This window comes from Stieleria magnilauensis (assembly GCA_007753675.1).
In the GTDB taxonomy this organism is placed as follows: domain Bacteria; phylum Planctomycetota; class Planctomycetia; order Pirellulales; family Pirellulaceae; genus Stieleria; species Stieleria magnilauensis.
Genome location: CP036432.1, coordinates 1,684,571 through 1,708,042, shown reverse-complemented (window position 1 = coordinate 1,708,042; position 23,472 = coordinate 1,684,571). Strand labels below are relative to the sequence as shown.

At 59.1% G+C, this 23,472-nt stretch carries 16 protein-coding genes; 7 read left to right on the top strand and 9 right to left on the bottom strand.

Features of this window, described 5'->3' with window-relative positions; all coding sequences use genetic code 11:
• The first annotated feature begins 53 nt into the window (after positions 1–53).
• Positions 54–1,145 (top strand): dual-specificity RNA methyltransferase RlmN, encoded by a 1,092-nt coding sequence (gene rlmN, locus TBK1r_RS06295; protein WP_473772492.1) that lies wholly within the window; start codon positions 54–56, stop codon positions 1,143–1,145.
• 289 nt (positions 1,146–1,434) lie between these two features.
• Here the strand turns inward: rlmN and TBK1r_RS06290 are convergent, their stop codons facing one another.
• From TBK1r_RS06290 to TBK1r_RS06280, 3 genes are all read right to left on the bottom strand, one after another.
• On the bottom strand, positions 1,435–2,955 hold the full coding sequence (locus TBK1r_RS06290) for a carboxypeptidase M32 (RefSeq protein WP_145208206.1): 1,521 nt from the start codon (positions 2,953–2,955) through the stop codon (positions 1,435–1,437).
• Positions 2,956–3,014: 59 nt separating this feature from the next.
• A complete protein-coding gene (locus tag TBK1r_RS06285; protein WP_145208204.1) occupies positions 3,015–4,613 on the bottom strand; it encodes an AI-2E family transporter in 1,599 nt (532 codons plus the stop codon).
• A gap of 113 nt (positions 4,614–4,726) precedes the next feature.
• Positions 4,727–5,548, bottom strand: a complete 822-nt coding sequence (locus TBK1r_RS06280) for a DUF6690 family protein (RefSeq protein WP_145208202.1) — start codon at positions 5,546–5,548, stop codon at positions 4,727–4,729.
• A 392-nt stretch (positions 5,549–5,940) separates the two neighbouring features.
• Between TBK1r_RS06280 and TBK1r_RS06275 the strand changes: the two genes are divergently transcribed.
• Complete coding sequence (locus tag TBK1r_RS06275) at positions 5,941–7,770, top strand: TolC family protein (RefSeq protein WP_419581031.1); 1,830 nt, start codon at positions 5,941–5,943, stop codon at positions 7,768–7,770.
• A gap of 478 nt (positions 7,771–8,248) precedes the next feature.
• Here TBK1r_RS06275 and TBK1r_RS06270 read toward each other — a convergent pair whose 3' ends face one another.
• Genes TBK1r_RS06270 through TBK1r_RS06255 form a run of 4 tightly spaced genes read right to left on the bottom strand, consistent with a single transcriptional unit; the run spans position 8,249 to position 12,043 of the window.
• On the bottom strand, positions 8,249–10,069 hold the full coding sequence (locus TBK1r_RS06270; protein ID WP_145222128.1) for an ATP-binding cassette domain-containing protein: 1,821 nt from the start codon (positions 10,067–10,069) through the stop codon (positions 8,249–8,251).
• A 27-nt stretch (positions 10,070–10,096) separates the two neighbouring features.
• Complete coding sequence (locus TBK1r_RS06265) at positions 10,097–11,017, bottom strand: dihydroorotate dehydrogenase (RefSeq protein ID WP_145208200.1); 921 nt, start codon at positions 11,015–11,017, stop codon at positions 10,097–10,099.
• A gap of 10 nt (positions 11,018–11,027) precedes the next feature.
• Positions 11,028–11,678, bottom strand: a complete 651-nt coding sequence (locus TBK1r_RS06260) for a phosphopantothenoylcysteine decarboxylase domain-containing protein (RefSeq protein ID WP_419581029.1) — start codon at positions 11,676–11,678, stop codon at positions 11,028–11,030.
• A 5-nt stretch (positions 11,679–11,683) separates the two neighbouring features.
• Positions 11,684–12,043 (bottom strand): TerB family tellurite resistance protein, encoded by a 360-nt coding sequence (locus tag TBK1r_RS06255; protein WP_145208198.1) that lies wholly within the window; start codon positions 12,041–12,043, stop codon positions 11,684–11,686.
• Between the two features lie 261 nt (positions 12,044–12,304).
• On the opposite strand from TBK1r_RS06255, the gene TBK1r_RS06250 reads away from it, so the two are divergent.
• Entirely contained in the window at positions 12,305–13,558 is a 1,254-nt protein-coding gene (locus TBK1r_RS06250) for a DUF481 domain-containing protein (protein ID WP_372896880.1), read from the top strand.
• 22 nt (positions 13,559–13,580) lie between these two features.
• Here the strand turns inward: TBK1r_RS06250 and TBK1r_RS06245 are convergent, their stop codons facing one another.
• Positions 13,581–14,930 carry a Gfo/Idh/MocA family protein gene (locus tag TBK1r_RS06245; protein WP_419581538.1) on the bottom strand — a complete coding sequence of 450 codons (1,350 nt, stop codon included), beginning with the start codon at positions 14,928–14,930 and terminating at the stop codon, positions 13,581–13,583.
• Positions 14,931–15,084: 154 nt separating this feature from the next.
• On the opposite strand from TBK1r_RS06245, the gene rsfS reads away from it, so the two are divergent.
• From rsfS to TBK1r_RS06230, 3 genes are all read left to right on the top strand, one after another.
• Positions 15,085–15,528, top strand: coding sequence for a ribosome silencing factor (gene rsfS, locus TBK1r_RS06240; protein ID WP_236649553.1), 444 nt, complete (start codon positions 15,085–15,087; stop codon positions 15,526–15,528).
• A 74-nt stretch (positions 15,529–15,602) separates the two neighbouring features.
• Complete coding sequence (argS, locus tag TBK1r_RS06235) at positions 15,603–17,600, top strand: arginine--tRNA ligase (protein WP_145208194.1); 1,998 nt, start codon at positions 15,603–15,605, stop codon at positions 17,598–17,600.
• A 407-nt stretch (positions 17,601–18,007) separates the two neighbouring features.
• Entirely contained in the window at positions 18,008–19,513 is a 1,506-nt protein-coding gene (locus tag TBK1r_RS06230) for a serine/threonine-protein kinase (RefSeq protein ID WP_145208192.1), read from the top strand.
• On the opposite strand, the gene TBK1r_RS06225 is transcribed toward TBK1r_RS06230, so the two are convergent.
• Positions 19,510–19,878: a 2Fe-2S iron-sulfur cluster-binding protein gene (locus tag TBK1r_RS06225; RefSeq protein WP_145208190.1), complete on the bottom strand. Its 369-nt coding sequence runs from the start codon at positions 19,876–19,878 to the stop codon at positions 19,510–19,512. The two genes, TBK1r_RS06230 and TBK1r_RS06225, sit on opposite strands and share 4 nt — an antisense overlap.
• 202 nt (positions 19,879–20,080) lie before the next feature.
• Between TBK1r_RS06225 and TBK1r_RS06220 the strand changes: the two genes are divergently transcribed.
• Positions 20,081–23,458, top strand: coding sequence for a DEAD/DEAH box helicase (locus TBK1r_RS06220; protein ID WP_145222119.1), 3,378 nt, complete (start codon positions 20,081–20,083; stop codon positions 23,456–23,458).
• Positions 23,459–23,472 lie beyond the last annotated feature (14 nt).

Here is a 23,472-nt window from a genome sequence, read left to right as displayed (position 1 = left end):
CAATCCGTCGGCATGTCGAGTGCCTCGCCTCCTTTTACCGTCTGTTGGTCTGCGTGAATCTTCCCGTCATCCAAACCGAGTCTACCCCGAACGAGCCCCCGGCGCGGGACGGCCGCACGCACCTGCTGGATCTGTCGTTTGCCGATTTCCAGCAATGGTTGGTCGAGCACGGCCAACCCAAGTTCCGTGCCAAGCAGGTTTTCGGTTGGGTCTATGAAAAGCGGGCGCGCGATTTCGACTCAATGAGCGACCTGCCCAAAACGCTCCGCGAACAGTTGGCGTCGGAGTTTGTGATTTACCGATCCGACGAGGCGGCGGTGCAAACCAGCCGCGACGGCACCGATAAACTGCTGGTGCGATTGGCCGACGGTGGAGAGGTCGAATGCGTGCTGTTGCGCGATGGAAATCGCCGCAGTATCTGTGTCAGCAGCCAGGTCGGTTGCGCAATGGGCTGTGTGTTCTGTGCCAGCGGGCTCGATGGGGTCGATCGCAATTTGACGCGTGGTGAAATCGTCGAGCAGATGCTTCGACTGCAGGCTCGGCTGGAACCGGAGGAACGGTTGAGTCACATCGTGATGATGGGCATGGGCGAACCGCTGGCAAATCTGGATCGCGTGCTCGGGGCGCTTGAGACCGCGAAGTCGGCCGACGGACTGGGGATCAGCCCCCGCCGGATCACGATCAGTACCGTGGGATTACCGCCGGCGATCGATCGGTTGGCAAACAATCGTGTGCCCTACAACCTTGCCGTCAGTCTGCACGCACCGAACGAAGAACTGCGCAGCCAACTTGTTCCGGTGAACGAGAAGATCGGCATCGACGCCGTCCTGGCCGCGGCCGATCGCTACTTCGCCGCCAGCGGGCGGCGGCTGACGTTCGAATACGTATTGCTGGGCGGCGTCAACGACGGTGCGGAACACGCGCGAGAACTCGCACAGCTGCTGCGACATCGCACGGTGCTGCTGAACGTCATCCCGTACAACCCGGTCGAAGGGTTGCCGTACCAGACGCCCAGTCAACGAGCGATCGCGGAGTTCCGACAAATCCTTGAATCCGGTGGCGTCAACGTCATGTTTCGGCAACGCAAAGGCGACGAAATCGACGCCGCCTGCGGACAGTTGCGACGCAATCGAAAGGGCACGTGAAAACGTTGCCCGACGGTTTCTAGCGGGACGCGTGACGGTCTGTTGATCGAATCGGATCGTACGTGGGATTAGCCGTATCGCGCGAGCGTACGGGCCGCAACCCAGTTCCGCTTCGCTAACATCAGTGAGGGGGCCCAGACGCTGGCGCGAACCGGCTGATATCAAACGGCTGATGAAATCGACAAACCGGTCAGCGACCGGCGTAGTGGTGTTCCGGGCACGCGCCACCGGCTGATGCCGCGTGCTGGGACGGTTGCACGGCGCGTCCGGCGATGCACGAAAGACGGATTTAGATTCCGTACAACGGTCGCAGCTTGTTTGTCAGGTAGCGCATCAGGTGTTCTGATGAGAGCGGTTTGCCCGTTGCGGCGGTGATCAATTCGCTGCCGCTGTAATTGCGACCGTGCCGGTGGACGTTGTCTCGCAACCATTCCAGCAACGGGGCAAACTCTCCGCGGGACATCATGCCGTCGAGATCGCCCAACGTTTCCGCGGCGGCGTCGAACAACTGCGCCGCGGCCAAGTTCCCGAGCGTGTACGTCGGGAAGTACCCGAACAGCCCCGCACTCCAGTGGACATCCTGCAGCACGCCATCGGCGTCCGAAGGCGGCGTGATGCCCAGACACTGCTGATACTGTTGATTCCACGCATCCGGCAGATCGCTGATCGAGAGTTCTTCGTTGATCAACGCCTGTTCCAGTTCGAATCGAATCAGAATGTGCAGGTTGTACGTCGCCTCGTCGGCCTCCACACGGATCAAGCTCGGACGCACCTGGTTGATCGCGAAATAGACTTCCGTCAAATCGGTTCCGCCCAGTTCGGCCGCAAACGTCTGCTGAGCTTTCGGGTACAACCAGTCCCAAAACGGACGGCTTCGTCCGACCTGGTTTTCCCACAAACGTGACTGGGACTCGTGGATGCCCAGCGACACATAGCTGCCCGGCGGCAAACCGAACCAGTCGTTTCGCAAACCCTGTTCGTACATGCCATGGCCGGCTTCGTGCAAGGTGCCGAACAGACCGCTGGGAAGCCAATGTTCTTCGTAGCGTGTCAGTATGCGGCAGTCATTTGGCCCCAAGGTGGTGCAAAACGGATGGCTGGTTTCATCCAAGCGGCCGCGGGAAAAATCGAACCCGACCCACTCGGCCACGTCGCGACTGAAGGCGCGTTGTGACGCGATCGGATAACTGCGTTGAAGCGGCTCGACATTCGGCTGTTGGGGCGAGTCGGTCACCGCAACAATCAGTTCGCTCAGCTGCTGTTTCACGTCGCTGAAAACGGGATTCAGTTCGCTGACCTTGGCGTCCGGTTCATACTCGTCCAGCAACGCTTCATAGACGCTGCGTGAAGTTCCTTCGGCCATGCGGGAACCGGCTTCTCGCTTCAGTGCGATGATCTCAGTCAGCGCGGGCTGAAAGGCGGCGAAGGAATCGCGTTTTCGGGCGTCATCCCAGGTCTGTTGTCCCCGCACGGTCGCAACGCTCAAGCGGGTGACCAGATCGAGAGGAAGTTTTTGGTCGCGAACAAAATCACGGTGCAGGGAGCGGATCGTGGCGGCTTGATCAGAGTGCGGATCCAAGTCGCCGCTGTGCTCGAGCAACTGCTGCAATGCGTCGCCGTATTGGGCGTCGGTGCGCAGTTGATGCGCCGAGGAACGGAGTGTGCTGACCTGCTCGGCGCGATACTCACCGGCTGCGATCGGCATCCCCGTCCGCTCGTCCCATTCCAAAGCATCTGCGGCGGAGTGGAAGATCGCGGCTCGGCGAGCGGTCGAGCAGACGGATTCGAATTGGGATTCGTTGAGGGGCATGGGGACGGAAGGAAAATGGGGAATCGAAGACAAGAAAATCTAACAGCTAACAGCTAAACTTACGCTTCCGAGGCGACGGCGCCTTGCTCGGGGTGGGCATCGCGGAGTTCGAGTTCGTGGTTAAGGATTTCGAGCAGGGTTTGCAGGAACACGACAACCATGGGGCCGATCAGGATTCCGATCGGGCCGAACACCGGCACGCCTCCCAGGACGCTCAGCAGCGCGACCAGTGGGTGTAATTCCGAGTGGCCGTGCAGCACATAGGCTTTGATCACATTGTCGATCGACGAGACGACTGCGGCGCCGTAGATGGCCAAGAAGATCGCCGCTCCGTAGCTTTGGTCGACTGCCGCCAGGTAGATGGCGCAGGGCACCCAGACCGATGCGGCGCCCAAAAACGGAATCAGCGCCATCACGGTTGTGACCATGAACAGCAAGATGAAGGATTCGAATCCGCAGAAGAAGAACGCGATCGCGGCGAGCAGTCCCTGCACGATGGCGCTCAAGATACTCGCCAGCACGACCGCGCGGCTGGTCTTTTCAAACTCGCCCAACAGCCGCAACTCGTACGCGTCGTCGAGGGGGCTGAGACGCATCAGCGTGTGCACCATCGCCGGTCCGTCGACGAAGAAGAAGTAGATCGAGATCACCATGATCAACATGCCGATCGCGATTTGCACGACGACTTTTCCCGTCACCCCGGACAGTTTGACGAATCGTGGTTGCAAGTACTCCCGTGCCGCGCGAATCGCTTCGGCCAAGTCTTTTTCACTCGGATTGGTCAACAGTTTGACTTCCTTCCGAAAGGATCCGCCCAGTTTGGCGTTCATCCAAGCATGAATCGATGCCGATGCGACGACGGATCCACGGTGGAAACGCTCTTCGGTCGCGATACGTTCGGCCGGGTCTTCTGTTTCTTGGACCGTCTCCAATTGCTCGACCACATCGGCAAACTCATTGAGTCGCTCTTTGGCAACTTCGCTGGATTCGCCCGTCGGAGCGGCGCCGACCACTTCTTTTTCCAGAAACGTGATCAACTCTTTCGATTCGGCGATCTGCGCTCGCACCAATTCGGGTTTGTCGATCTGGTCCAACATTCCGGCCAGGTCGTCGAGTCGGCGGAAGCGGTCGGCATGTTGAAGTTCCAGGCCGAGGCGGGTTCGGCCTCGCTCGAACGCCGCTTTCAGATCGTCCAGATCGGTTCGGCTGACCAACCCGGTCAATTGGCCGATGGCCACGGTCAGCAGCAAGACGATCGGCATCAGCACGATTGCCAGGATCAGCGACGTCGTGGCAACCGCCGCGGTCCGTCGTCGGCCCTTGAGTTTCTTCAGAATCCATTCGTTGAACGGACGGAAGATGACGACCAGTGCCGCGGCCATGAACAGGGGAATGAAAAATCCCACCATGACCTTGTAGAACAGCAACCCGACCACCAGGATTCCGGCGATCAACATGATCACCGAAGTGATCCGCGCCATCGAAGGTAACTTTTCCAAGGCGGTCCGTGGCGGTGAATCAGCCCCGACAGACGCCGCATCTGCGGCTGCAGCGGGCTCGGGTTGAACGTCAGCTGGGACGCCGGCGGTCTCTGCCGACGACGGCGCTTCTCGATCACGGGAAGCGTCATCGGAATTTGCGGAGGGTTCTGAATTCACGGCAACGATGCCCTGGGAGTAGCTAGAGAATCAGTGTGGACGCATCATAAGACCCGGCACGAGCACGGGGCTACCGGACAGGCTCAGATGGCCAGTAAGAAGGCGCCAATAGATTACCAGCGACCGGTTTGGCGGTCGGAAATCACAATCTTGCGCGCTTCGTTGCTGATCCCGTACGCCAAATCGGGTTGGTTCAGTTCCAGGAACACGGTGTACTTCTGGTGGATTGCGTCGCTGTAGACGACCGGTGCGTGCGTCAGACGCATGAAATGCACGGGCCGTCCGTTCCAACGTTTGGTAAACGCACCCGCCTCCAACGCCGGCTCGCGTTGCAAGCCGTAGTAGCCCGTCATGGTTTCGGAAAAACGCGTCGGATCACCGGTGAATCCGTGGAAGGTTAGGCGTTGCAATCGATCCGAATAGTCGAAATAGAACGTCAGTGTTCCCGCCACGTCGTCGGCCCTGATGCCAGTCACCACCGGAACACGCAAGCCTTTCAAGTTCATATCCGCCAACACCGTGCTGACGCGCGAGAATCGATTGACGACCCATTCGGGGCCGATATCGAATCGCATCACTTCGCGCAGGTCTCGGACTTGATAACCACTGAGTGTGGGTTCTGCGTTCGGGTCTTCCGGGATGGCGCCCAGCTTTCGCGCCAATTCGGAATCGTAGCGATAGCGATCCGCACGGACTTGTCGCAGTTTTTCGACTTCATAGTGCGAGTGGTTGGCGTAGCCGCTCGTTCGGGTTTCTTCGTCCGTCGAAATGCCGGGCGCCAGACCCGACAGTTCGTTGACTGCGGACGATGCGCCGTCAAAAAGCGAGCCGACCGTGGACATCGTTCGGCGACCCATCTCGGTCTCCGTCGCGACGTACGGTCCGACGGCGGCAGCGGCGAGAAGGGCGGTCAGTTTCAAGCGGAGGGATGGCATGGTCAAGGTCCCGAGTTTTCCAGGGTGTACACAACGACTTTCATCGGAACGCCAGGTGGGCATTCTTCTCGAATCAGCCAACCTTGGTGGTCACGATGACTCTAGCGATCGTAGTACCGAACGGCCGTGAAACTCGGTTTCACGCCTCGGCTGCTTCATGCGGGTCGCCAAAGTCGGACACGATCAATCGAAACACACGGTTTCGGCTCAGGAATTTCGACGGGGTGTTCGATAATTGACGAAAGCGATGCCTAGAGAAAGTTTGAGGATTGACGCGACTTTGGGGTCCAGGTCCGTTCCTTTGTTGATTCACACTCTTGCTGCAACCACCGATACCATCCGACGCCAACCATCACTCAGCCACCATTCGGTCTGAGCGGGTTGGGCTGCGCGTGCGGCGCTGGGCATGCGTGGCGCTGGGGTTGCTGGTCGCGCTGCCCAACTTCGGCTGCCATCTGTATCACAGCGTGCCCGAGACGATCGGCCAGCGTACCGATTGTGTCGATGCTTTGCTGTGTCAAATCGGAGCACCCTCTGCCGCCGTGGTCGCGACGGTGGATCAGGTTCCGGAACCGGTGACCTTGCGATCGACCGAGCAACTTGAATCGTCTCCGATGCGCGAGATTTCACTTCGCGACGCGTTGTCCATGGCGCTGGAAAACCGCAGCGTGTTGCGTGACTTGGGAGCCGGCGTGCTGCGGGCTCCCGGGCAGTTGCAATCGGAATACAGCGAATCTCTGCAGCGGTTGGATCCGCAAGAGAGTGTCGAAGCGGCACTCAGTGCCTTCGACGCGCAGTTCTATGCCTTCGGGAAATGGCAGAACAATGACCGCCGATTCAACAACCGTTTCTTCGGTGGCGGTGCCAACGCGTTCAAACAAGACACGCACGACTACGTGTTTCAGTTGAGCAAGCGAACGCCAACGGGGGCACAGTTTTCGGTGCGCAGCGTGACCGATTACGATGCCAACAATGCGACGGGAAATCTGACCGATAGCGCGTGGCAAACCCAGTTGCATGCCGAAGCGCGGCAGCCTTTGCTGCAAGGCGGCGGTCTGCAATTCAATCGCATCGCGGGACCCGCCGCGGCGCCGGGAGTTTACAACGGCGTGTTGATCGCCAAGGTCAACAGTGAGATCACGTCGGCCAGGTTCGAACAAGGCGTCCGTGATTACGTCAGCAACGTGATCAACGCGTATTGGGATTTGTACTTTGCCTATCGAGACGCCGATGCGAAACGCGACGCGATGCTGCGTAGCGAACAGACGTGGAAGAGCTATCAGGCTCAGAAATCGAGTAATCGCCAATCGGGAGCGGCCGAAGCACTGGCGCGGGAACAGTACTACCGGTTTCGAAGCGAGTACCAAGATGCCGTTGCCGGAAAGCCTTCCATGCGGACTCAGAACGGCAACTCATCGACCGGAGGCGCATTCGCGGGAGTCGGCGGCGTGCAGGCGGCCGAGCGACGGCTACGGCTGATCCTGGGGTTGCCGATCAGTGACGGTACATTGCTTCGTCCCAGCGATGACCCATCGATCGCAAGGATCGAGTTTGATTGGCAATCGATCTTTACCGAAGCCGTCTTGCTGCGCAGTGAGTTGCAGCAACAGCGATTGAAGATCAAACAAAGCGAAATGGAACTGTTGGCGGCCAAGAATTTTCTGATGCCGTCGTTGGATTTTGTCACGCTGTATCGACTTCGCGGTCTCGACAAGAACCTGGGCGGTAGTGATTCCGCGATTTCAGACCTGGCGTCGTTTGATCTGCAGGAATACGAAGCCAGTCTGGAATTAAAACTACCGGTGGGATTTCGGCAGGGGCACCTGGCGGTTCGGCACGCGAAACTACAGGTGGCGCGGGAGCGGGCGGTCTTGGCGGAACAACAGCGGCAAATCATTCACGACCTGACGGCGATGGTGGCCGAGTGTGATCGGGCTTATGCGCAAGTCGAAACCAACCGCCAGCGATACCTTGCCGCCAGCGATGCCCTGGCCGCGTTGGAAGCGTCTCAACAGGCCGGCATGCCGATCAATTTTGATCAACTGCTCGATGCCCAACGGCGCGTCAGCGAATCGCAGTCACGGTACTACGCCGCCTTGGTCGAATACACGATTGCCACCAAGAATGTGCATCTGGAAAAAGGAACGTTGCTTCGGACCAGCGACGTGCTGTTGATTGCGGAACGGCGCGAGCCGTCCGGTGCGAGTTTCCAATCACCTTGAAAGACCGGAGGGCTTGCGCCCTGCCGCTAACCGAAACGGAAGAAAGACCGGAGGGCTTGCGCCCTACCGCTAACAGAAACGGAAGGTCGTAGCGGAACGGCGCGAGCCGTCCGGTGCGAGCGTTGAGAACGCTTTGAAAGACCGGAGGGCTCGCGCCCTACCGCTAACCGAGAACACCGTTCGGTGTTGGCAAGCAAAACGCTTCCCCCACTGCTTTGTGTCGTGTGGGTATCACATACTCCATTGTGGTCCCCCGCAATGAGAATGGCGTGTTGCGCGACCAATGTGACCACTTGCAGATTGCCAATGTCATCGAATCCATTGCGCAACAAAAAACGTTAAGAAAAATTCGAAATCAGTACCGTGATTCCTCTGTCCCCAGATGGATGAATCTGTAGATTCATCAACCGACGGATGGGCCCTCGGGGCAAGATGCCCACCGGTCGCCGTCGATTCGCTTTATCAGAATCGACGGCGGCTATTCTTCAAGCTCTTCCCATCGCAGGTAGGCCGACGCCAGTTCTTTTTCGGCCGTAGCCAATTGAGCGGCGTCGGCGGCGATCGTGTCGCCACCACTTTGGTAGTACTCCGGTTCCGCCATGGCCGCATGCAGGTCGGCGATCTGCTGTTCCAGGCTTTCGATCTTTTCCGGCAACGCTTCCAACTCGCGCTTCTCTTTGTACGACAGCTTTCGTTTCGCCGGTTCCGTTGGCGAGTTTGCGTCAGGCTGGGCTGTCTCTTTCTTGCGCGGTGTTGCAGTGGTCTTTGCGGTGGCGCCATTGCCGTCTGCCGACTGCTGGCGTCTGGCGACGGCATCGCGCCAATCGTCATAGCCACCGACGTATTGTCGAATCGTGTCGTCTTCAAAGACGATCGTGCTGGTCACGACGTTGTTCAAGAACGTCCGATCGTGGCTGACCAACAACAGGGTGCCTTCGTAGTTGGCCAATAACTCTTCGAGCAATTCCAGCGTTTCAGCGTCCAAGTCGTTGGTCGGCTCATCCATCACCAGCACGTTGGCGGGTTTGGTCATCAGCTTTGCCAACAGGGCGCGATTGCACTCGCCACCGGAAAGAAACTTGACCTTGGTCCGCGCCCGTTCCGGCGTGAACAGGTAATCCTGCAAATAGCCAAGCACGTGTTTGGTCTTGCCGCCGACTTTCAATTGTTCGCTGCCGTCGCCGACGTTTTCCTGGACGGTTTTTTCCGGGTCCAGGGTGTCACGCATTTGATCGAAATACGCGATCTCCAACTTCGTTCCCAGGCGGACCTTTCCCGAGTCGGGTTTGAGTTTGCCCAACAGCAACTTCAGCAACGTCGACTTGCCGGCGCCGTTGGGACCGATGATCCCGATCTTGTCGCCGCGCATCAGTTCGGTGGAAAAGTGATCCACGATGGTGTGATCACCGTAGGCGAAACTGACATCGGTCAATTCGGCGACCAGCACACCGCTGCGTTGGGCATCTTGGACTTCCAGTTTCGCATTGCCGACTCGGTTTTGTCGTTTGCTGCGTTCGACGCGCATCGCTTTGAGGGCTCGAACACGGCCTTCGTTTCGCGTGCGTCGAGCCTTGATGCCTTGGCGAATCCAAGCTTCCTCTTCGGCCAAACGTTTATCGAACAGTGCGTTCTGTTTCTCTTCGGCCTCCAACGCTTGTTCTTTACGCGTCAGGAACGTGTGGTAATCGCAAGACCAGTCGAACAACCGGCCACGATCGACTTCCCAGATCCGCGTCGCCAATTGTTGCAAGAACGAACGGTCGTGGGTGATGAAGACCAGGGTCTTGTCCCAGCGAGAGAGAAAGTCTTCGAGCCAAAGAATGGATTCGATATCGAGATGGTTGGTCGGTTCGTCCAACAGCAGGATATCGGGTTGGGCCACGATCGATTTGGCCAGCAGGACGCGCCGTTTCATGCCGCTGGAAAGTGATTCGAATCGAAGCGTACCGTCGAGTTGCATGCGTGACAACGTCGTCTCCACGGCATGCTCGGCTTCCCATTGGGTGGTCGGGTCGGCGATCTTTTCGGTGGGGATGCCGGACAGCACGACGTCGGCGATGGTGCCCGACAGGTGTGCGGGCACGTCTTGGGTCAATCGCGCCACACGCGTCTTGTCACCGAGTTGAATTTCACCGTGGTCGGGTTGGAGCTCACCGGCGAGCAATTTCAGCAAGGTTGTCTTGCCGGCTCCGTTGCGGCCCAACAATCCGATCCGCTGGCCGGGTTCGATCTGGGCGGTGACGCCGTCCAGCAGGGGCGGACCGGCGAACCCGATGGATACATCCGCAATCGTCAACAGTGCCATCGCCGAGCTTCCTTTTCCGGTTCAGACCTTGAGCGTGCCGACGACGTCTGCCACGCGGGCGGCGCCGAGTTCGGCCAGGGCGGTCGGCAATTGGTCGACCAGTCGAGTCGACACGGTGGGGTCATAATAATTGGCCGTTCCGATTTGCACGGCGGAGGCGCCGGCGACGAGGAATTGCATGACGTCGTCGATCGTGGCGATGCCGCCGATTCCGATGATCGGTACGTCGACCGCTGAGGCGACTTGGTGGACGCAACGCAGCGCGATCGGTTTGATCGCCGGACCGCTCATGCCGCCCATTCCGTTGCCCAGCATCGGTCGTTGTCGTCGCCAGTCGATGGCCATGGCCAACACCGTGTTGATTAGGCAGACGGCATCGGCACCGGCTTCCGCGGCGGCCTTGGCGATGTCTGCGATCCGCGTCACATTGGGCGTCAGTTTCGCCAGGATCGGGACCGCGCACGCCTCGCGCGCCGCGGCGACGACGTCATGGCAACTGGTCGCGTGGGTACCGAAGTCGACGCCACCGCTGACGTTGGGACAGGACAGATTCAGCTCGACCGCGGCGACGCCGAATTCACCGATCCGTCGGGCCAGGGTGACAAACTCGTCTTGGGTACGTCCGGCCACGCTGACGACGACCGGCGTCGACAAGGATTGTAGGTAGGGCAAGTGGTGTTGGATGAACGCATCGACGCCATCGTTGTCCAAGCCGATCGCGTTGAGCAATCCGGCGGAGGTTTCGACCGTTCGCCAAGGCGCGTTGCCGATCCGTGGTTCGGCCGTGATCGTCTTGGGCAGCACTGCGCCCAGGCGAGAGACATCGACGACGTGCTCCATCTCCCTTGCGTAGCCGAAGGTTCCCGAGGCGACCATGATCGGATTGGGCAGCGTCATCCGGCCCAGGGTGGTCGACAAATCCATGGTTTGCGTTGCAGTCATAAGCCTTCGGTTACAAGGGTGTCGCAGGCGTCTTGTGAATCAATCGACGATCGATTTCTGTCATCAGAACGTCCGCCACCTTCTGTTTGGTGCCTTCGACGCGGGCGATGACTTCGCCGGCGGTGTCCAGCAATTCGACATCGTTGACATCGGAATCCATCGCAATGGGACCATTGCTGATGATCATGTCGCAGTGTTTCTTTTCCAGCTTGACCGTCGCACGGAATCTGCGGTCGTTGGTTTCCAGTGCAAATCCGACGACCCACTGATCGTCACGTTTGGTTTGTCCCAGCGTCGCGACGACGTCGGGGGTTTCGATCAGTTGCAGCGTCAGCGGCCCGCCGGTCTTGGCGATCTTTTGCGTCTCGACAATTTTTGGCATGTAGTCACAGGGTGCCGCGGCGCCGATCGCGCCGTCACATCGGGCGAACCACTCTTGACTGGCCGCCAGCATTTCGTCGGTCGTGACCACCGGGATCACTTGGGCGGCCGCCGGGTAAACGGTGGGAACCGGCCCCGAGACGATGACGACTTCATGCCCCAGTTGCAACGCCGCGGTGGCCAACGCCGCACCCATCCGTCCGCTCGACGCGTTCGAGATGTAGCGAACCGGGTCGAGATACTGGCGGGTCGGCCCCGACGTGATCAGAATCTTTGCCACGTCGACTATTCCAGGGTTTGGTCAAGCAATTGATTGAGCTGCTCAGTCGACATCTCCATTTTGGCAGCGGCGAGCGCAAAGAGACGTTTTTCGCTCTCGTCTAAAACGCCGTCGGCGGCCATCATTCGCACCAAGTCGATCATCAGCTCCTTGCGGCTTTCCGGGTCGCGGGGCAGCTCCAACGCCGCGTCGTCGCCCAACCCGTATCGGATCGCGCGGTTCAATTCCGCTTCGCCCAACCCGAGTTCGTGGCAACGTTCGGCGACAAACGCGACCTCCCGTTCGCCGATCGTCCCGTCGGCCATCGCCATCACGACGAGGTTGCGTAGCTGGCGCATTCGATCACTGAAATGTTTCTCGCTCATCCCCAAATCGTAACTCTCCCGGTCCCGACTGCCTAGCGAGGCAGTGCAGTTTCCGATGTCACCCTTCTGGCAGGGAGGGGCGAGCAGAGCGAGGGGAGCCGATCAGGCACGCTCGGCGTCTGGCGCCATCGGCTTGACGCCGTTTCAGGCCCCCGATTGTGAAAAGCGGAAAGATTGCCCGGCTGCGGGCCAGATCGATCCTGACAGCACCGCTGAATCTTTGTTAACCCGATTGAGTGGGTGGGCAAAACGATTCATTGGATGCGATTGGACGTCATGGGAATTCTTCAGATGGGTAAGACACGTAACGCAAAGAGTTTGGGGAGAACAGGCCTTGCAGCTCTCGCGATCGGGTTGATTTGCAGCGGAGCGTTGCCGTCGGGTGTTGCGATGGCCGAAACGCCGCTATGGCAATTGGGCATACCGACCTTTTCTGGCAAGAAGCCCGAGGAGCAGGCACAGGCGGGCCCTTCGTTTCATTTTCCGCCCCCGACTTCGGAGATCGCTCAGCTGCCCGCCGGTGCGACCGGACCGCTGAAACAGCCCGGCAGCATTGAACAGCCCGGGCCGACAGAACGGTCAATCGCGGATGTCCAGCCGGCGGCTTACCAAATCAACTCGGGCACAGTCCTATCCGGCGCAACGGCGGCGGTCGTTTCTCCAGGCCTGCCGATGCCGCCCTTGCCCGCGGCGGCGCAGCTCGATTTGCCGGTCGCCCCGGCCGGCACGGCCCTTCCCGTTCCTCCGGCGGCCGATCCGTCGACACCGATTGGTCAGGCGCTCGCGACGGGCGCGGCTGTGGAATCGGCTCCGTTGGCCGAAGAAACCGCGTCGTGGTACGAAATCCCTTGGCGGTGGGTCACCCGCGGTTGGAAAAACCACGCCGAGCTCGGGCTCGATGGCAGCAGCGGTAACTCGCGGACGCTGGCACTGCAGACCGGCTTGGAGATGAAACGCAAGACTGAACGCTACACGTTGGGGATCGATTTCGATTATCGCAAGGCGACCAATCGCGGGTTGACGACGGAAGACAACGGCCGGTTGAACCTGGACTACGACCGGCTTTTCCAGGATTCCAAGTGGTCGGCGTTTGGAAAGTTTGGGGCCGAATGGGACCAGTTCAAAGCGTTCGATTCGCGGCTGAATCTCAACAGCGGTCTGGGCTACCACTTCATCCGAACCGACGACGCGATGTTTGCCACTCGTTTCGGTGCAGGTGCTTCTAAAGAAATCGGCGCGCCGGACGACGACTGGAAACCGGAAGCGGTGTTTGGTGCCGAAGGGGAATACCAGCTCAACCGCTACAACAAGATGAAAGCCAAGGTGGACTACTTCCCGGCCTGGGAAGATTTTTCCGATTACCGGGTTGTCAGTGACGTCGCCTGGGAAATCCTGCTCGACGACACCGACAATCTGTCGTTGAAATTGGCGTTGACCGATCGCTACGACAGCACGCCGCAAGGTGCCAAGCCGAACGACGTTTACTATTCGCTGTTGTTGCTGGTCAAATTCTGAGCCTTCGATCTGGTGGCGTCGGCTAGATCAGTTTGGTTTGGCCCGGGATGGCGAACGACGGCTCGGGACGCGGGCCGTTGTAATCGAAATCGTTGGGGAACAGATCCAGCTGAGACTCGTTGGTCAGGAAGTCCCAGGTCACCTTTTGCCCGGTGTACGCAGCGACGCGTCCGAGCACGGCGGTCATCGAGCTGGTGGCCGTTTCCTTGAGCTCGACGATCGGGTCACCGGCACGGATCGAATCGACCAAGTCTTTGTGCTCTTGACGGTAGGCGGACTGGATATCGCCTTTCATCGACCACACTTCGTTGCCGTCACGGTCTTTGATCGACGCGCCTCCGTTGCTGCCGTAGATCGTTGCAGTGCCCTCGGATCCGAAGATCTGGTTGCTGACATCGCTTTGCGATCCGGGGATTTGTCGGCACATGAAGGAGACTTGTCGGTCACCGGAATAGGCGTAATCGATGGAGTTGCTGTCCCACATCTCGCTGCCTTCGGGGCGGGTGAATCGGCCGCCACTTCCGTAAGCCGATTCGGGTGGTCCCTGCATGACCCAGTTCATCACATCGATGTTGTGCACGGCCTGTTCGGCGATCTGGTCCCCGGAGAGCCAGATGAAGTGCATCCAGTTGTAGATTTGGTATTCGGTATCCGACATGCCTTCTTTGCGTGTCTTGTGCCAGATGCCGGTGCTGCAGTAGCGGGCGGTCATGTTGATGACGTCACCGATGGCGCCTTCGTGGATCTTGCGAATCGCTTCGACGTAGTTCGTTTGGCGGCGGTACTGGGTGCCGGTGACGATTGCGGTTTTATTGGCGATCGCTTTGTCGTGGGCCTGCAGACAGATTCGATAGCCGGCCGGATCGACACAGGACGGTTTTTCGGCGAACACGTGCTTGCCTGCGTCGACGGCTTCCATCACGTATTGAGGGCGGAATCCCGGGGGGGTGGTCATGATGACCAGGTCGATTTCGGGGTCGTCCAGGATGCGTTTGTAGGCGTCGATGCCGACGTAGTTTTTGTCGTCGCGTACGGCCACCTTGTCGCCGAATTGTTTTTGCAGCCGACCCAGGACACGTTGTTTGTTGGCATCGACGTCTGCCGTAGCGACCAGTTTGATGTGCTCGTTGATGGTCATCGTGTCGCTGAGCGCCCCGGTTCCGCGACCGCCCAGGCCGACGATGCCGATTCGGACCACGTCGTTGCTGCCTTGATCTTTGGGCTCGGCTCCCCGCACGGCACGCGGCAACATCGCGGCGCCGGTGATTCCGGCTGAAACGGCCGAACCCTTTTTCAAGAATTGACGTCTCGACGACGTGGAATCCTGGGCTCGGGACGTCGATTGATTATTGTCGAAATCGGTCATTGGAATGTTCCTGAGGTGGGGTAACGTGTCGCCGGGACAAATGGAACAATCCCGGCGGGTGGGCGATCGAGCTCATAGTGTAGTAGCCGCCTGCTGCGGAATGTTGACTCGGTTTCCGCCGACCCGTGACAGAAAAAACAAAACTGATAGACTTTCCCCCATGACCGAACACAAACCTACTGATTCTCAGAACCCGATGGTCGCTCCGTCGCGGGCGATTCGACCCCATGGTACCACCGAAAGCCGCAAAATTGCAGCCATGGCGGCGCGCGTGGCCTTGGATAACAACGGCAAAGACGTCGTCGTGATCGACGTTTGCGGACAGTCGGCGGAATTCGACCTGTTCGTTCTGGTGACCGGCCAAAGTCGACGGCAATTGCACGCCATCAGCGAGCAAATCGACGACGCGCTGGAAAAAGGCATGGGCGAAAAACGTGACGGCATCGAAGGCTATGACGAGAGCCGCTGGATCGTCTTGGACTACGGCAGCGTCGTCGTCCACCTGTTCGATGAAGAGACGCGGGAGTTCTACGACCTGGAATCTCTCTGGGCCGACGGGACTGCCATCCCACTCTCTGAGCTGGGTATCGAGCAGGCCGACTGACCTCCGCTTTCCTCCCTACTTTCTGGTCCGCAACCGCGATTGAGTCGCGCTCGTGGCACGTTCTGGCAATCACAATGCACTTCCCTTCATTGTTCACCGGTCGCTTTTCAGACGCACTCTCGCGATGTTCCTTTGCGTCGCAACTCGATGACCCGGATCGATACGCCGCCATGATCCGGCCCGCGGGGAACCCCAAGTTCGGGGATTACCAAGCCAACTGCGCGATGCCGATCGGAAAATTGGTCGCCGATTCCAATCCCCGTCAGGTGGCTGCGGAATTGATCGAGCAGCTGCAACTCGATGACATTTGCGAAACGCCCGAGATCGCCGGCCCGGGATTCATCAACCTCAAGCTCAAAGACAGCTTCTTGCAGGACCGTCTGGCGGAGATGCTCGCCGACGACCGCTGCGGCGTCACCCCGGTTGCCTCGCCCAAGAAAATCCTGATCGATTACTCGTCGCCCAACGTCGCCAAACCGATGCACGTGGGGCACATTCGCACCACCGTGATCGGAAACTGTTTGGCCAAGACACTTCAGTTTCTCGGCCACGAGGTGATCACCGACAATCACCTCGGTGACTGGGGCACGCAGTTCGGCATCATCATCTACGGTTACAAACATTTCGGTGACCCCGAGGTCGTTCGCCAGGACCCGGTGCCGGAATTGGCCAAGCTGTATCGCATCGTGCATCAGCTGATGGGCTATCACAAAGCGATCAAGAACGTGCCCAAGTACGAAGCCGAAATCGCGCGTTTGGAGGATCTGCACGCGGCGGCGCAACAGGAAGCCGAAGGAGCCGAGGGAAAAGAGGCCAAGAAGAAACGAAAGGCCGCCGAATCGCTGGCCAAAAAAGTGGCGTCGGCGCGAGCCAATTTGGAATCAGCTCGGGCGACGATCGCGGCGACCGACGCGGATCCTGTGATGAAACAACGCGCCGAAGCACACGCTGACATCGGCAAAGCCGTCTTGGATGAAACGTCGAAACTGCACGCCGACGATCCGGAAAACATCGCGCTCTGGGAACAGTTCCTGCCGCACTGCAAAGATGAAATCAACCGCATCTACTCGCGGCTCAACGTGACCTTCGATCACACCTTGGGCGAGTCGTTTTATCACCCCATGCTCGGAGAAATCGTCGACGATCTCAAACAGCGAGGTTTGGCCAGCGAAAGTGACGGCGCGATCTGCGTGTTCTTGGACCAGTTCGACGCGCCGATGATCATTCAGAAGAGTGACGGTGCGTACCTCTATGCCACCACCGATCTGGCCACCCTCCGCTACCGCCAAGAAACGTTTAATCCGGACGAGGTGTTGTACGTCGTTGACGCTCGGCAGAGTGAACACTTTGAAAAACTGTTCGCCGTCGCCGAAGCGACGAAACTGATCGATGCCAAACTGGTACACGTCAGTTTTGGGACCGTGCTCGGTGAGGACGGGCGGCCGATGAAGACGCGGAGCGGAACCTTGATTGGTTTGGAAAGTCTGTTGGATGACGCAGTCGAAGCCGCCTATCAAGTCGTCTGCAATCCCGATCGGTTGGTCAAACTGAATCCTCCCATGGATGACCAGGAGAAACGTTTGGTGTCCGAACGCGTCGGCATCGGAGCGATCAAATACGCCGATCTGTCGCACGATCGAACCAGCGACTACAAATTCAATCTCTCCAAGATGGTCGCACTGTCGGGAAACACCTCGACCTATGCCCAGTACAGTTTCGCACGTACGACCAGCATTTTGCGTCGAAACGAGGTGACCGAAGCCGACGTGGTCGAGCGAATCCAAGCCGCCGGCATCACGTTCACGCATGCGGCCGAACGGGCGCTGGGATTGCAATTGTTGCAATTTCAGGAAGCGCTTCAGAACGTCTATGAAGACTACCGGCCCAACCATTTGGTCGATTACGTCTATTCGACCGCCGAAGCATTTTCGAAGTTCAATGATCAGTGCCACGTGCTCAACGCCGAGACCGATGCCATTCAGAGCACGCGTCTGGCGTTGGTCGTCCTGACCGGCCGTGTGATCAAGCAAGCCTTGGAATTGCTGGGCATCGAAGTCGTCGAGCGGATGTAGCTGGACCCGCAGCTAATCGTCTAACGTAGCTCAATTTTCGGGTAGTGGACGAGGCGACGAGTCCTTGCCAATCTGACTACAGAGGACTCGTCGCCTCGTCCACTACCGCCTAAAGGGGCCACCGGCTTCCGCTGCCTGAGGGTTCCCTGAGGGGACCGCGTCCGTTTCGGATGTTTTGCCATCTTTGGCCGGGCATGCTGCCCTCGAACTGGCCGCGCGCGGTCCACAATGCCCCTTACATCCCCGTTGTCCCCTCGTTTGTGGGGAAGAATCGTTTCGTCGGCGGTCGATTTTGGGAACCCGGGGAGGACAACGCAGACGATTCGGCGTTTGTTGGTGTAGACTGTCCGATCAGTGGTTTTTCGATCTGCGATGCCCGCCAATCTGCTCTCTTATCTCTTGCAACGATGGAACAACCGACCCCAGAGGAATTTGCTCGCCGAATCGGAGACCTTGGCCTCGCCGAGCGGCGCCAAGTCGATCACGCGATGGGGGAACTCGGTGGCACGGAGTTGACGCTTGATTCTGTGATCAAACAGATGCAGCGTCGCGGATTGGTGACGACGCTGCAGACCGAAAAAATTCTCCGCGGCGACCGTATCGGGTACTTTTACGGCGACTACAAGGTGCTGTATCTGATCGGTGCCGGTACGTTTGCGCGCGTCTACCGTGCCAGCAAGGGCGACGAAGTGTTCGCCATCAAAGTGCTTCGCAAGCGATTTCGCGACGAGCCGAAGGAGATGGAACAGTTTCTCCGCGAAGGCAGCATGGGATTGAAGCTGCGGCATCCGAACATCGTCAGCATTCACGAGGTCGTGGCGGATCCGCGGAATCCGTTTCTGGTGATGGAGTTCGTGGAAGGTCAGACGCTTCGAGAACTCGTCCGCCTGCGAGGAAAACTGCCGCCCAAACTGGCGCTGCGTTTGATTCACGAAGTCGCTTCCGGCTTGGCCCATGCGGCCAGCATGGGGATCTCGCACCGTGACTTGAAACTTTCCAACGTGCTGATCTCTTCCGACGGCAAAGCGAAATTGGTGGACTTCGGGTTGGCGGCGTTGAGCGATCGGAAAAACCCCGAAGAGATCGCGGATTGCCCCAACGCGCGGGCGATCGACTACGCCGCATTGGAGCGAGGCACCGGAGTCCGCAAGGACGACCCGCGTAGTGACGTCTTTTTCGCCGGCAACATGCTCTTTCACATGCTGGCCGGTGAGCCCGCGCTGACCGAAACACGCGACCGGCTTGCCCGTTTGAATGTGTCGCGGTTTCAAGAAATCAAACCGATCAGCCAGTACGTTCCCGACATCCCGGGGGTCGTCACCCAGCTGCTCGGAAAGATGATGGAGTTCAATCCGCAGCAGAGAATCCAATCGTCCGCCGCGCTGCAGGCCGAGATCCGCAAGGTGATGGACATCCTGGAAAAGGGGCCGAGCAAATCGAGTGCGGACGGGGCAACGCCCGGTGCCGGTGAGCATTACGACGATGACGATGCGCCGACCGATGAGGGCGAAGGTTACGTGGTGATGTTGGTCGAATCCAAGGCGGCGCTACAGAATGCGATCCGCGAACGGCTCAAGTCGCGCGGCTACCGTGTGCTGATCACGCAGGACCCCAATCGAGCGTTGTCGCGTTTCGAACCCGGCGACGACCCCCCGGCGGACTGTGTGATTTTCAGCGCCGCGGAGTTAGGGGCGTTGGCGCTGGAGGCTTACAACAGATTCGCCAGCGATGAACACACCAGCGAAATCCCTGCGATTCTGTTGGTGGACCGACGTCAGGCACGCATCATTTCGGAAGCCCGCCGCGGTCCCCGTCGGCAACTGTTGGCGTTGCCGTTGAAAGTCAGGGAGCTCCGGGCGGGATTAATCAAAGTGCTCGCCGGCACCCAACGTCGCCCGGCGGGCACGTATTAGACGTCTTTCTCGACCCAGACCGGTTCGGGCTGGATCGTGTCTGCAACGGGCGATCCCTGGTCCTTTCGTCCGCTGCCTTCCAGACGGCTGATCAATTTGACACTCATGTCATGATCGCACTGGATTTGACAGCTAAGCCGAACGCCCTCGTCGCTGATTTCTCGCGCGGCGAGGGTGTCCCGTTCTGCCGCCGTCATTTTTGGGGGTTCGCCGTCGGTGAACTGGACCCGACAGGTGGTGCATCTTGCCATTCCCCCACAAGCGTGTAATTGATCCGTCCCCGCGTCTTCGACGAGTGCTTGGACCAATCGTTTTCCCTCGGCGACTTCAAAAGAACCCACACCCTCGACAGTTAATTTCGGCATTCGTTTCCACTCGTTGAAAGTTTATGAAGAATCTTGGTCTGAACCGGCATTCGGGCCGCGGTTGGCATCGCAACCGAGCAGCCTAGCGGTAGAATAGCGGGTTGGCCAACGTTTTTAAAAGTCGCACAGCAGAGATTACCGGCCAGGACAGAGATCACCGGCCTGGACAGCGGCAGATCGAAAAAAGGAACCTAGTTTGAGTATGGAATTGATCACGGAGAATTTGCCGGCAGCGTTTGGATTGTTGCTCGGCGAAGCCGTTTCGCGGCTGGTGGACGATCACGATCAATCGCTGGACAAGCGGGCGGCGATGCTGCGAGTCGAGACGCCCAAATTTTCTCAAAGCGACGGCAAGATGTGCTTTGAGTTTCGGATGCGTCCCGGACGAAAACTTCCTTATCTGGTGAACTTGGAAATCGAACCGGACGTGGACGAGGACGACGGCGACGCGATCGAGTCGCCGTTGGACCTGTCGCTTCGCGCTTCGGTGACCTGCGCCTGTGCCGAATACGAACGCGCCGAATCGCGGATGAATGGACGGGGCCGATGCAGTTGCACCCTGGCGGTCGCCTGGTGGGTGCACGAACAGATCTCCCGTCGCAACAGCGAAGAGGTGCTGCTGTTCTTAAGCGACTTGAAAACCGACACCGTCGCTGCCGGCCGTGACGTGGTCAGCCAACTGCTGAAACTGACCGACGAAGCGCACGCAAAAGAAGAAGACACGTCGACGCGGGTGCAATGGCGGATCAAGATTTCGAACAACCAACTGTACGGCCCGGTCAGCATCAATCCGTTCGTCCAGCGGTTGAAAAAGAACTCCAAGGGCTGGTCCAAGGGGCGTCAGACTCCCGCGTTTGATCTGCTTCGACGTGACGGCGAAGGAACAGCGGTCGACAGCCAGATTGCGGCGCTCACGTCGCAACCAAGCTCGGAGATGAACCGCGAGTATTACAACCTGTTCCAATCGGTCGATCTGTTGGTGGGGCATCCCAATGTCGCTTGGGACGACGCCTCGGCGACGCCCATCGAAGTCTCACGCGGTGAAATTTCCGTCGCTCTACAGCCCGTCGAAATCGACTCCTTGGATGACGAAGAACGGGCCGGTGAAACGCAGATCGAACGTGAGTCCGATCCTGCCAAACGAAAGACGCTTTATCGCGTCGCCTTGCAAGTGCCCGGGATCGACATCGATATCAATCAATGCGAACTGGTGCTGGGCAATTTGCATCCCGCCCAACCGGTCGTGCTGATCGCCGAGACCAACGGCAATCGGCTGATCATCGCTGCGCTGCGCGATCGCCGGGCGACTCGTCTGATTTCTTACTTGCTCAAAAGCGACTTGCATGAAGTCTTGGTGGACGACGACGCGGCGCACCAATTGACGATGAAGATCGGCCAAATCGGATCGCTCGTCCGCGTCGATTTGCCGGACCAGCTCGCCGGCCCGCTCGAAGAGATCCAGGCCGAGATGGTTTTGGAATTGCGGCCCCGCGGTGGTGCCGGCATGTTCGTCCGTCTGTCGATGTTCGATTCCCGATTGCAAGACATGATGCGTCCGGGTGAAGAACCGGCCATCGTCCCGGGAATCACCGACCAGGGACCCATTCGCCTGGTCCGCGACACCAAGGCCGAACGCGAGCGTGCGGGTGAAGTGATCCATCGGTTCCAGATCAATCACCTTGCTCCCGAAGAACCTTATGGATGGGTCGCCCAAAGCGACGAGCAAGCGCTCGATCTGTTGGCGCGGCTGTACGATGCCGGTGACGAGGCGCCTCGGATGATCTGGCCCGAAGGCGAAACGATTCGCGTGCGCGGTGAAATCACGCCGTCCGCACTCCGTGTTCAGATCGACGATTCGAAAGACTGGTTCGGGCTTTCGGGAACCATTTCGGTCGCCGGGCAAGAAGTCAATTTGGAAGATCTGTTGACCGCGGTGACCGAGCGTCGCGCGTTGGTCCGCGTCGGTGATCGTGAATTTGCAAAGATCAGCGACGCGTTTCGCAAGCGGTTGGAGCAACTCGGCGATACACTTGTCGCCGACCGTGGAACATTAAAAGTCGCCGATGCCGCCGTCCCGGCCGTTCAAGAATTGCTGGGCACCGACGTGACCTTGGAGGTCTCGGCACGCTGGACCCAAGTGATCGAAAACTTGGATTCGTTGGCCGACTACCATCCGACCAAGCCTGAGTCGCTGGATGTTGATTTCCGTGATTACCAGTTGGATGGCTATCGTTGGCTGGCCCGGTTGAGCCGCTGGGGCGTGGGCGGAATCTTGGCCGACGACATGGGTCTGGGGAAAACAGTCCAAACACTCGGTGTTTTGGTCGATCGTGCAGCTGGCGGTCCCACGCTGGTGGTCGCGCCGACCAGTGTCGGAGAGAACTGGGTTCGTGAAACGCAGCGGTTCGCCCCCGAGCTCAATCCGGTCTTGTATCGCGAAGGCAATCGGCAACAAGTCATCGATGCGGCCGGGGCGGGTGACCTGGTGATCGTCAGTTATCAATTGGTCCAGCGTGACGCCAAGCGTTTCGCCGCCAAACAATGGAACACGCTGGTTTTGGACGAAGCGCAGTTCATCAAGAATGCTCAAACCAAGACCTCCCGCGCCATCCGCGATCTCGAAGCGGACTGGCGGATCGCCCTTTCAGGTACACCGCTGGAAAACCATCTCGGGGAATTGTGGAGCCTGTTGCGGACGATCAGCCCCGGGTTGCTCGGCTCGTGGGACCGATTCAGGAACCGCTTTGCCGATCCGATCGAACGCCACAAAGATCCCGAACGCCGTCAGTCGCTGGCACGATTGGTTCGCCCCTTTATTCTGCGACGCACCAAAGAAAAGGTGCTCCGCGAATTGCCACCGCGCACCGAAATCACGCTGCAGGCGCACCTCAGCGGCGAAGAACGCGCGATGTACGACGAGGCGCGGGTCGCGGCGCTGGCCGAATTGTCCGGCGGTGATGCGAAGCCGGGCGAACACCGGATGCGAACACTCGCCTGGTTGACCAAGCTGCGGCAATTGGCCTGTCACCCCCGGTTGGTCGACCGGATGTGGGACAAGGGCAGCGCCAAGCTCAGCTTGCTGGACTCGCTCGTCGATGAACTCCGCGACGGAGAACACCGGGCCTTGATCTTTAGCCAATTCGTCAAACACCTCGGGCTGATTCGCGAATTGCTCGATGAGCGTGGCATCAAGTACCAGTACCTGGACGGAGCGACGCCGGCCAAAGAGCGGCAACGTCGCGTGGATGCATTCCAGGAGGGTGAGGGCGAGTTGTTCTTGATTTCGCTCAAAGCCGGCGGAACGGGATTGAACCTTACCGCCGCTGATTACGTCATACACTTAGACCCCTGGTGGAACCCGGCCGTCGAAGATCAAGCCACCGACCGAGCGCATCGAATCGGGCAAGAACGTCCCGTGACGGTTTATCGTTTGGTCGCGTCCGGCACGATCGAAGAACAGATTCTGGAGATGCACGCCGACAAACGTGAACTGGTCGCCGGTGTGTTGGATGGAACCGACCGCGCGGCGAAGATGGACACCGAAGATTTGATTCGTCTGATCAAAGCGGGCGATCGATAATCCCTAGCCGCCGA

Excerpts from the sequence above, each read along its gene's own strand:
- TBK1r_RS06290 (WP_145208206.1), bottom strand. The coding sequence starts at position 2,955 with ATGCCCCTCAACGAATCCCAATTCGAATCCGTCTGCTCGACCGCTCGC.
- TBK1r_RS06280 (WP_145208202.1), bottom strand. The coding sequence starts at position 5,548 with ATGCCATCCCTCCGCTTGAAACTGACCGCCCTTCTCGCCGCTGCCGCC.
- TBK1r_RS06265 (WP_145208200.1), bottom strand. The coding sequence starts at position 11,017 with ATGACTGCAACGCAAACCATGGATTTGTCGACCACCCTGGGCCGGATG.
- TBK1r_RS06255 (WP_145208198.1), bottom strand. The coding sequence starts at position 12,043 with ATGAGCGAGAAACATTTCAGTGATCGAATGCGCCAGCTACGCAACCTC.
- TBK1r_RS06250 (WP_372896880.1), top strand. The coding sequence starts at position 12,305 with ATGCGATTGGACGTCATGGGAATTCTTCAGATGGGTAAGACACGTAAC.
- rsfS (WP_236649553.1), top strand. The coding sequence starts at position 15,085 with ATGACCGAACACAAACCTACTGATTCTCAGAACCCGATGGTCGCTCCG.
- argS (WP_145208194.1), top strand. The coding sequence starts at position 15,603 with ATGCACTTCCCTTCATTGTTCACCGGTCGCTTTTCAGACGCACTCTCG.
- TBK1r_RS06230 (WP_145208192.1), top strand. The coding sequence starts at position 18,008 with ATGGAACAACCGACCCCAGAGGAATTTGCTCGCCGAATCGGAGACCTT.
- TBK1r_RS06225 (WP_145208190.1), bottom strand. The coding sequence starts at position 19,878 with ATGCCGAAATTAACTGTCGAGGGTGTGGGTTCTTTTGAAGTCGCCGAG.
- TBK1r_RS06220 (WP_145222119.1), top strand. The coding sequence starts at position 20,081 with ATGGAATTGATCACGGAGAATTTGCCGGCAGCGTTTGGATTGTTGCTC.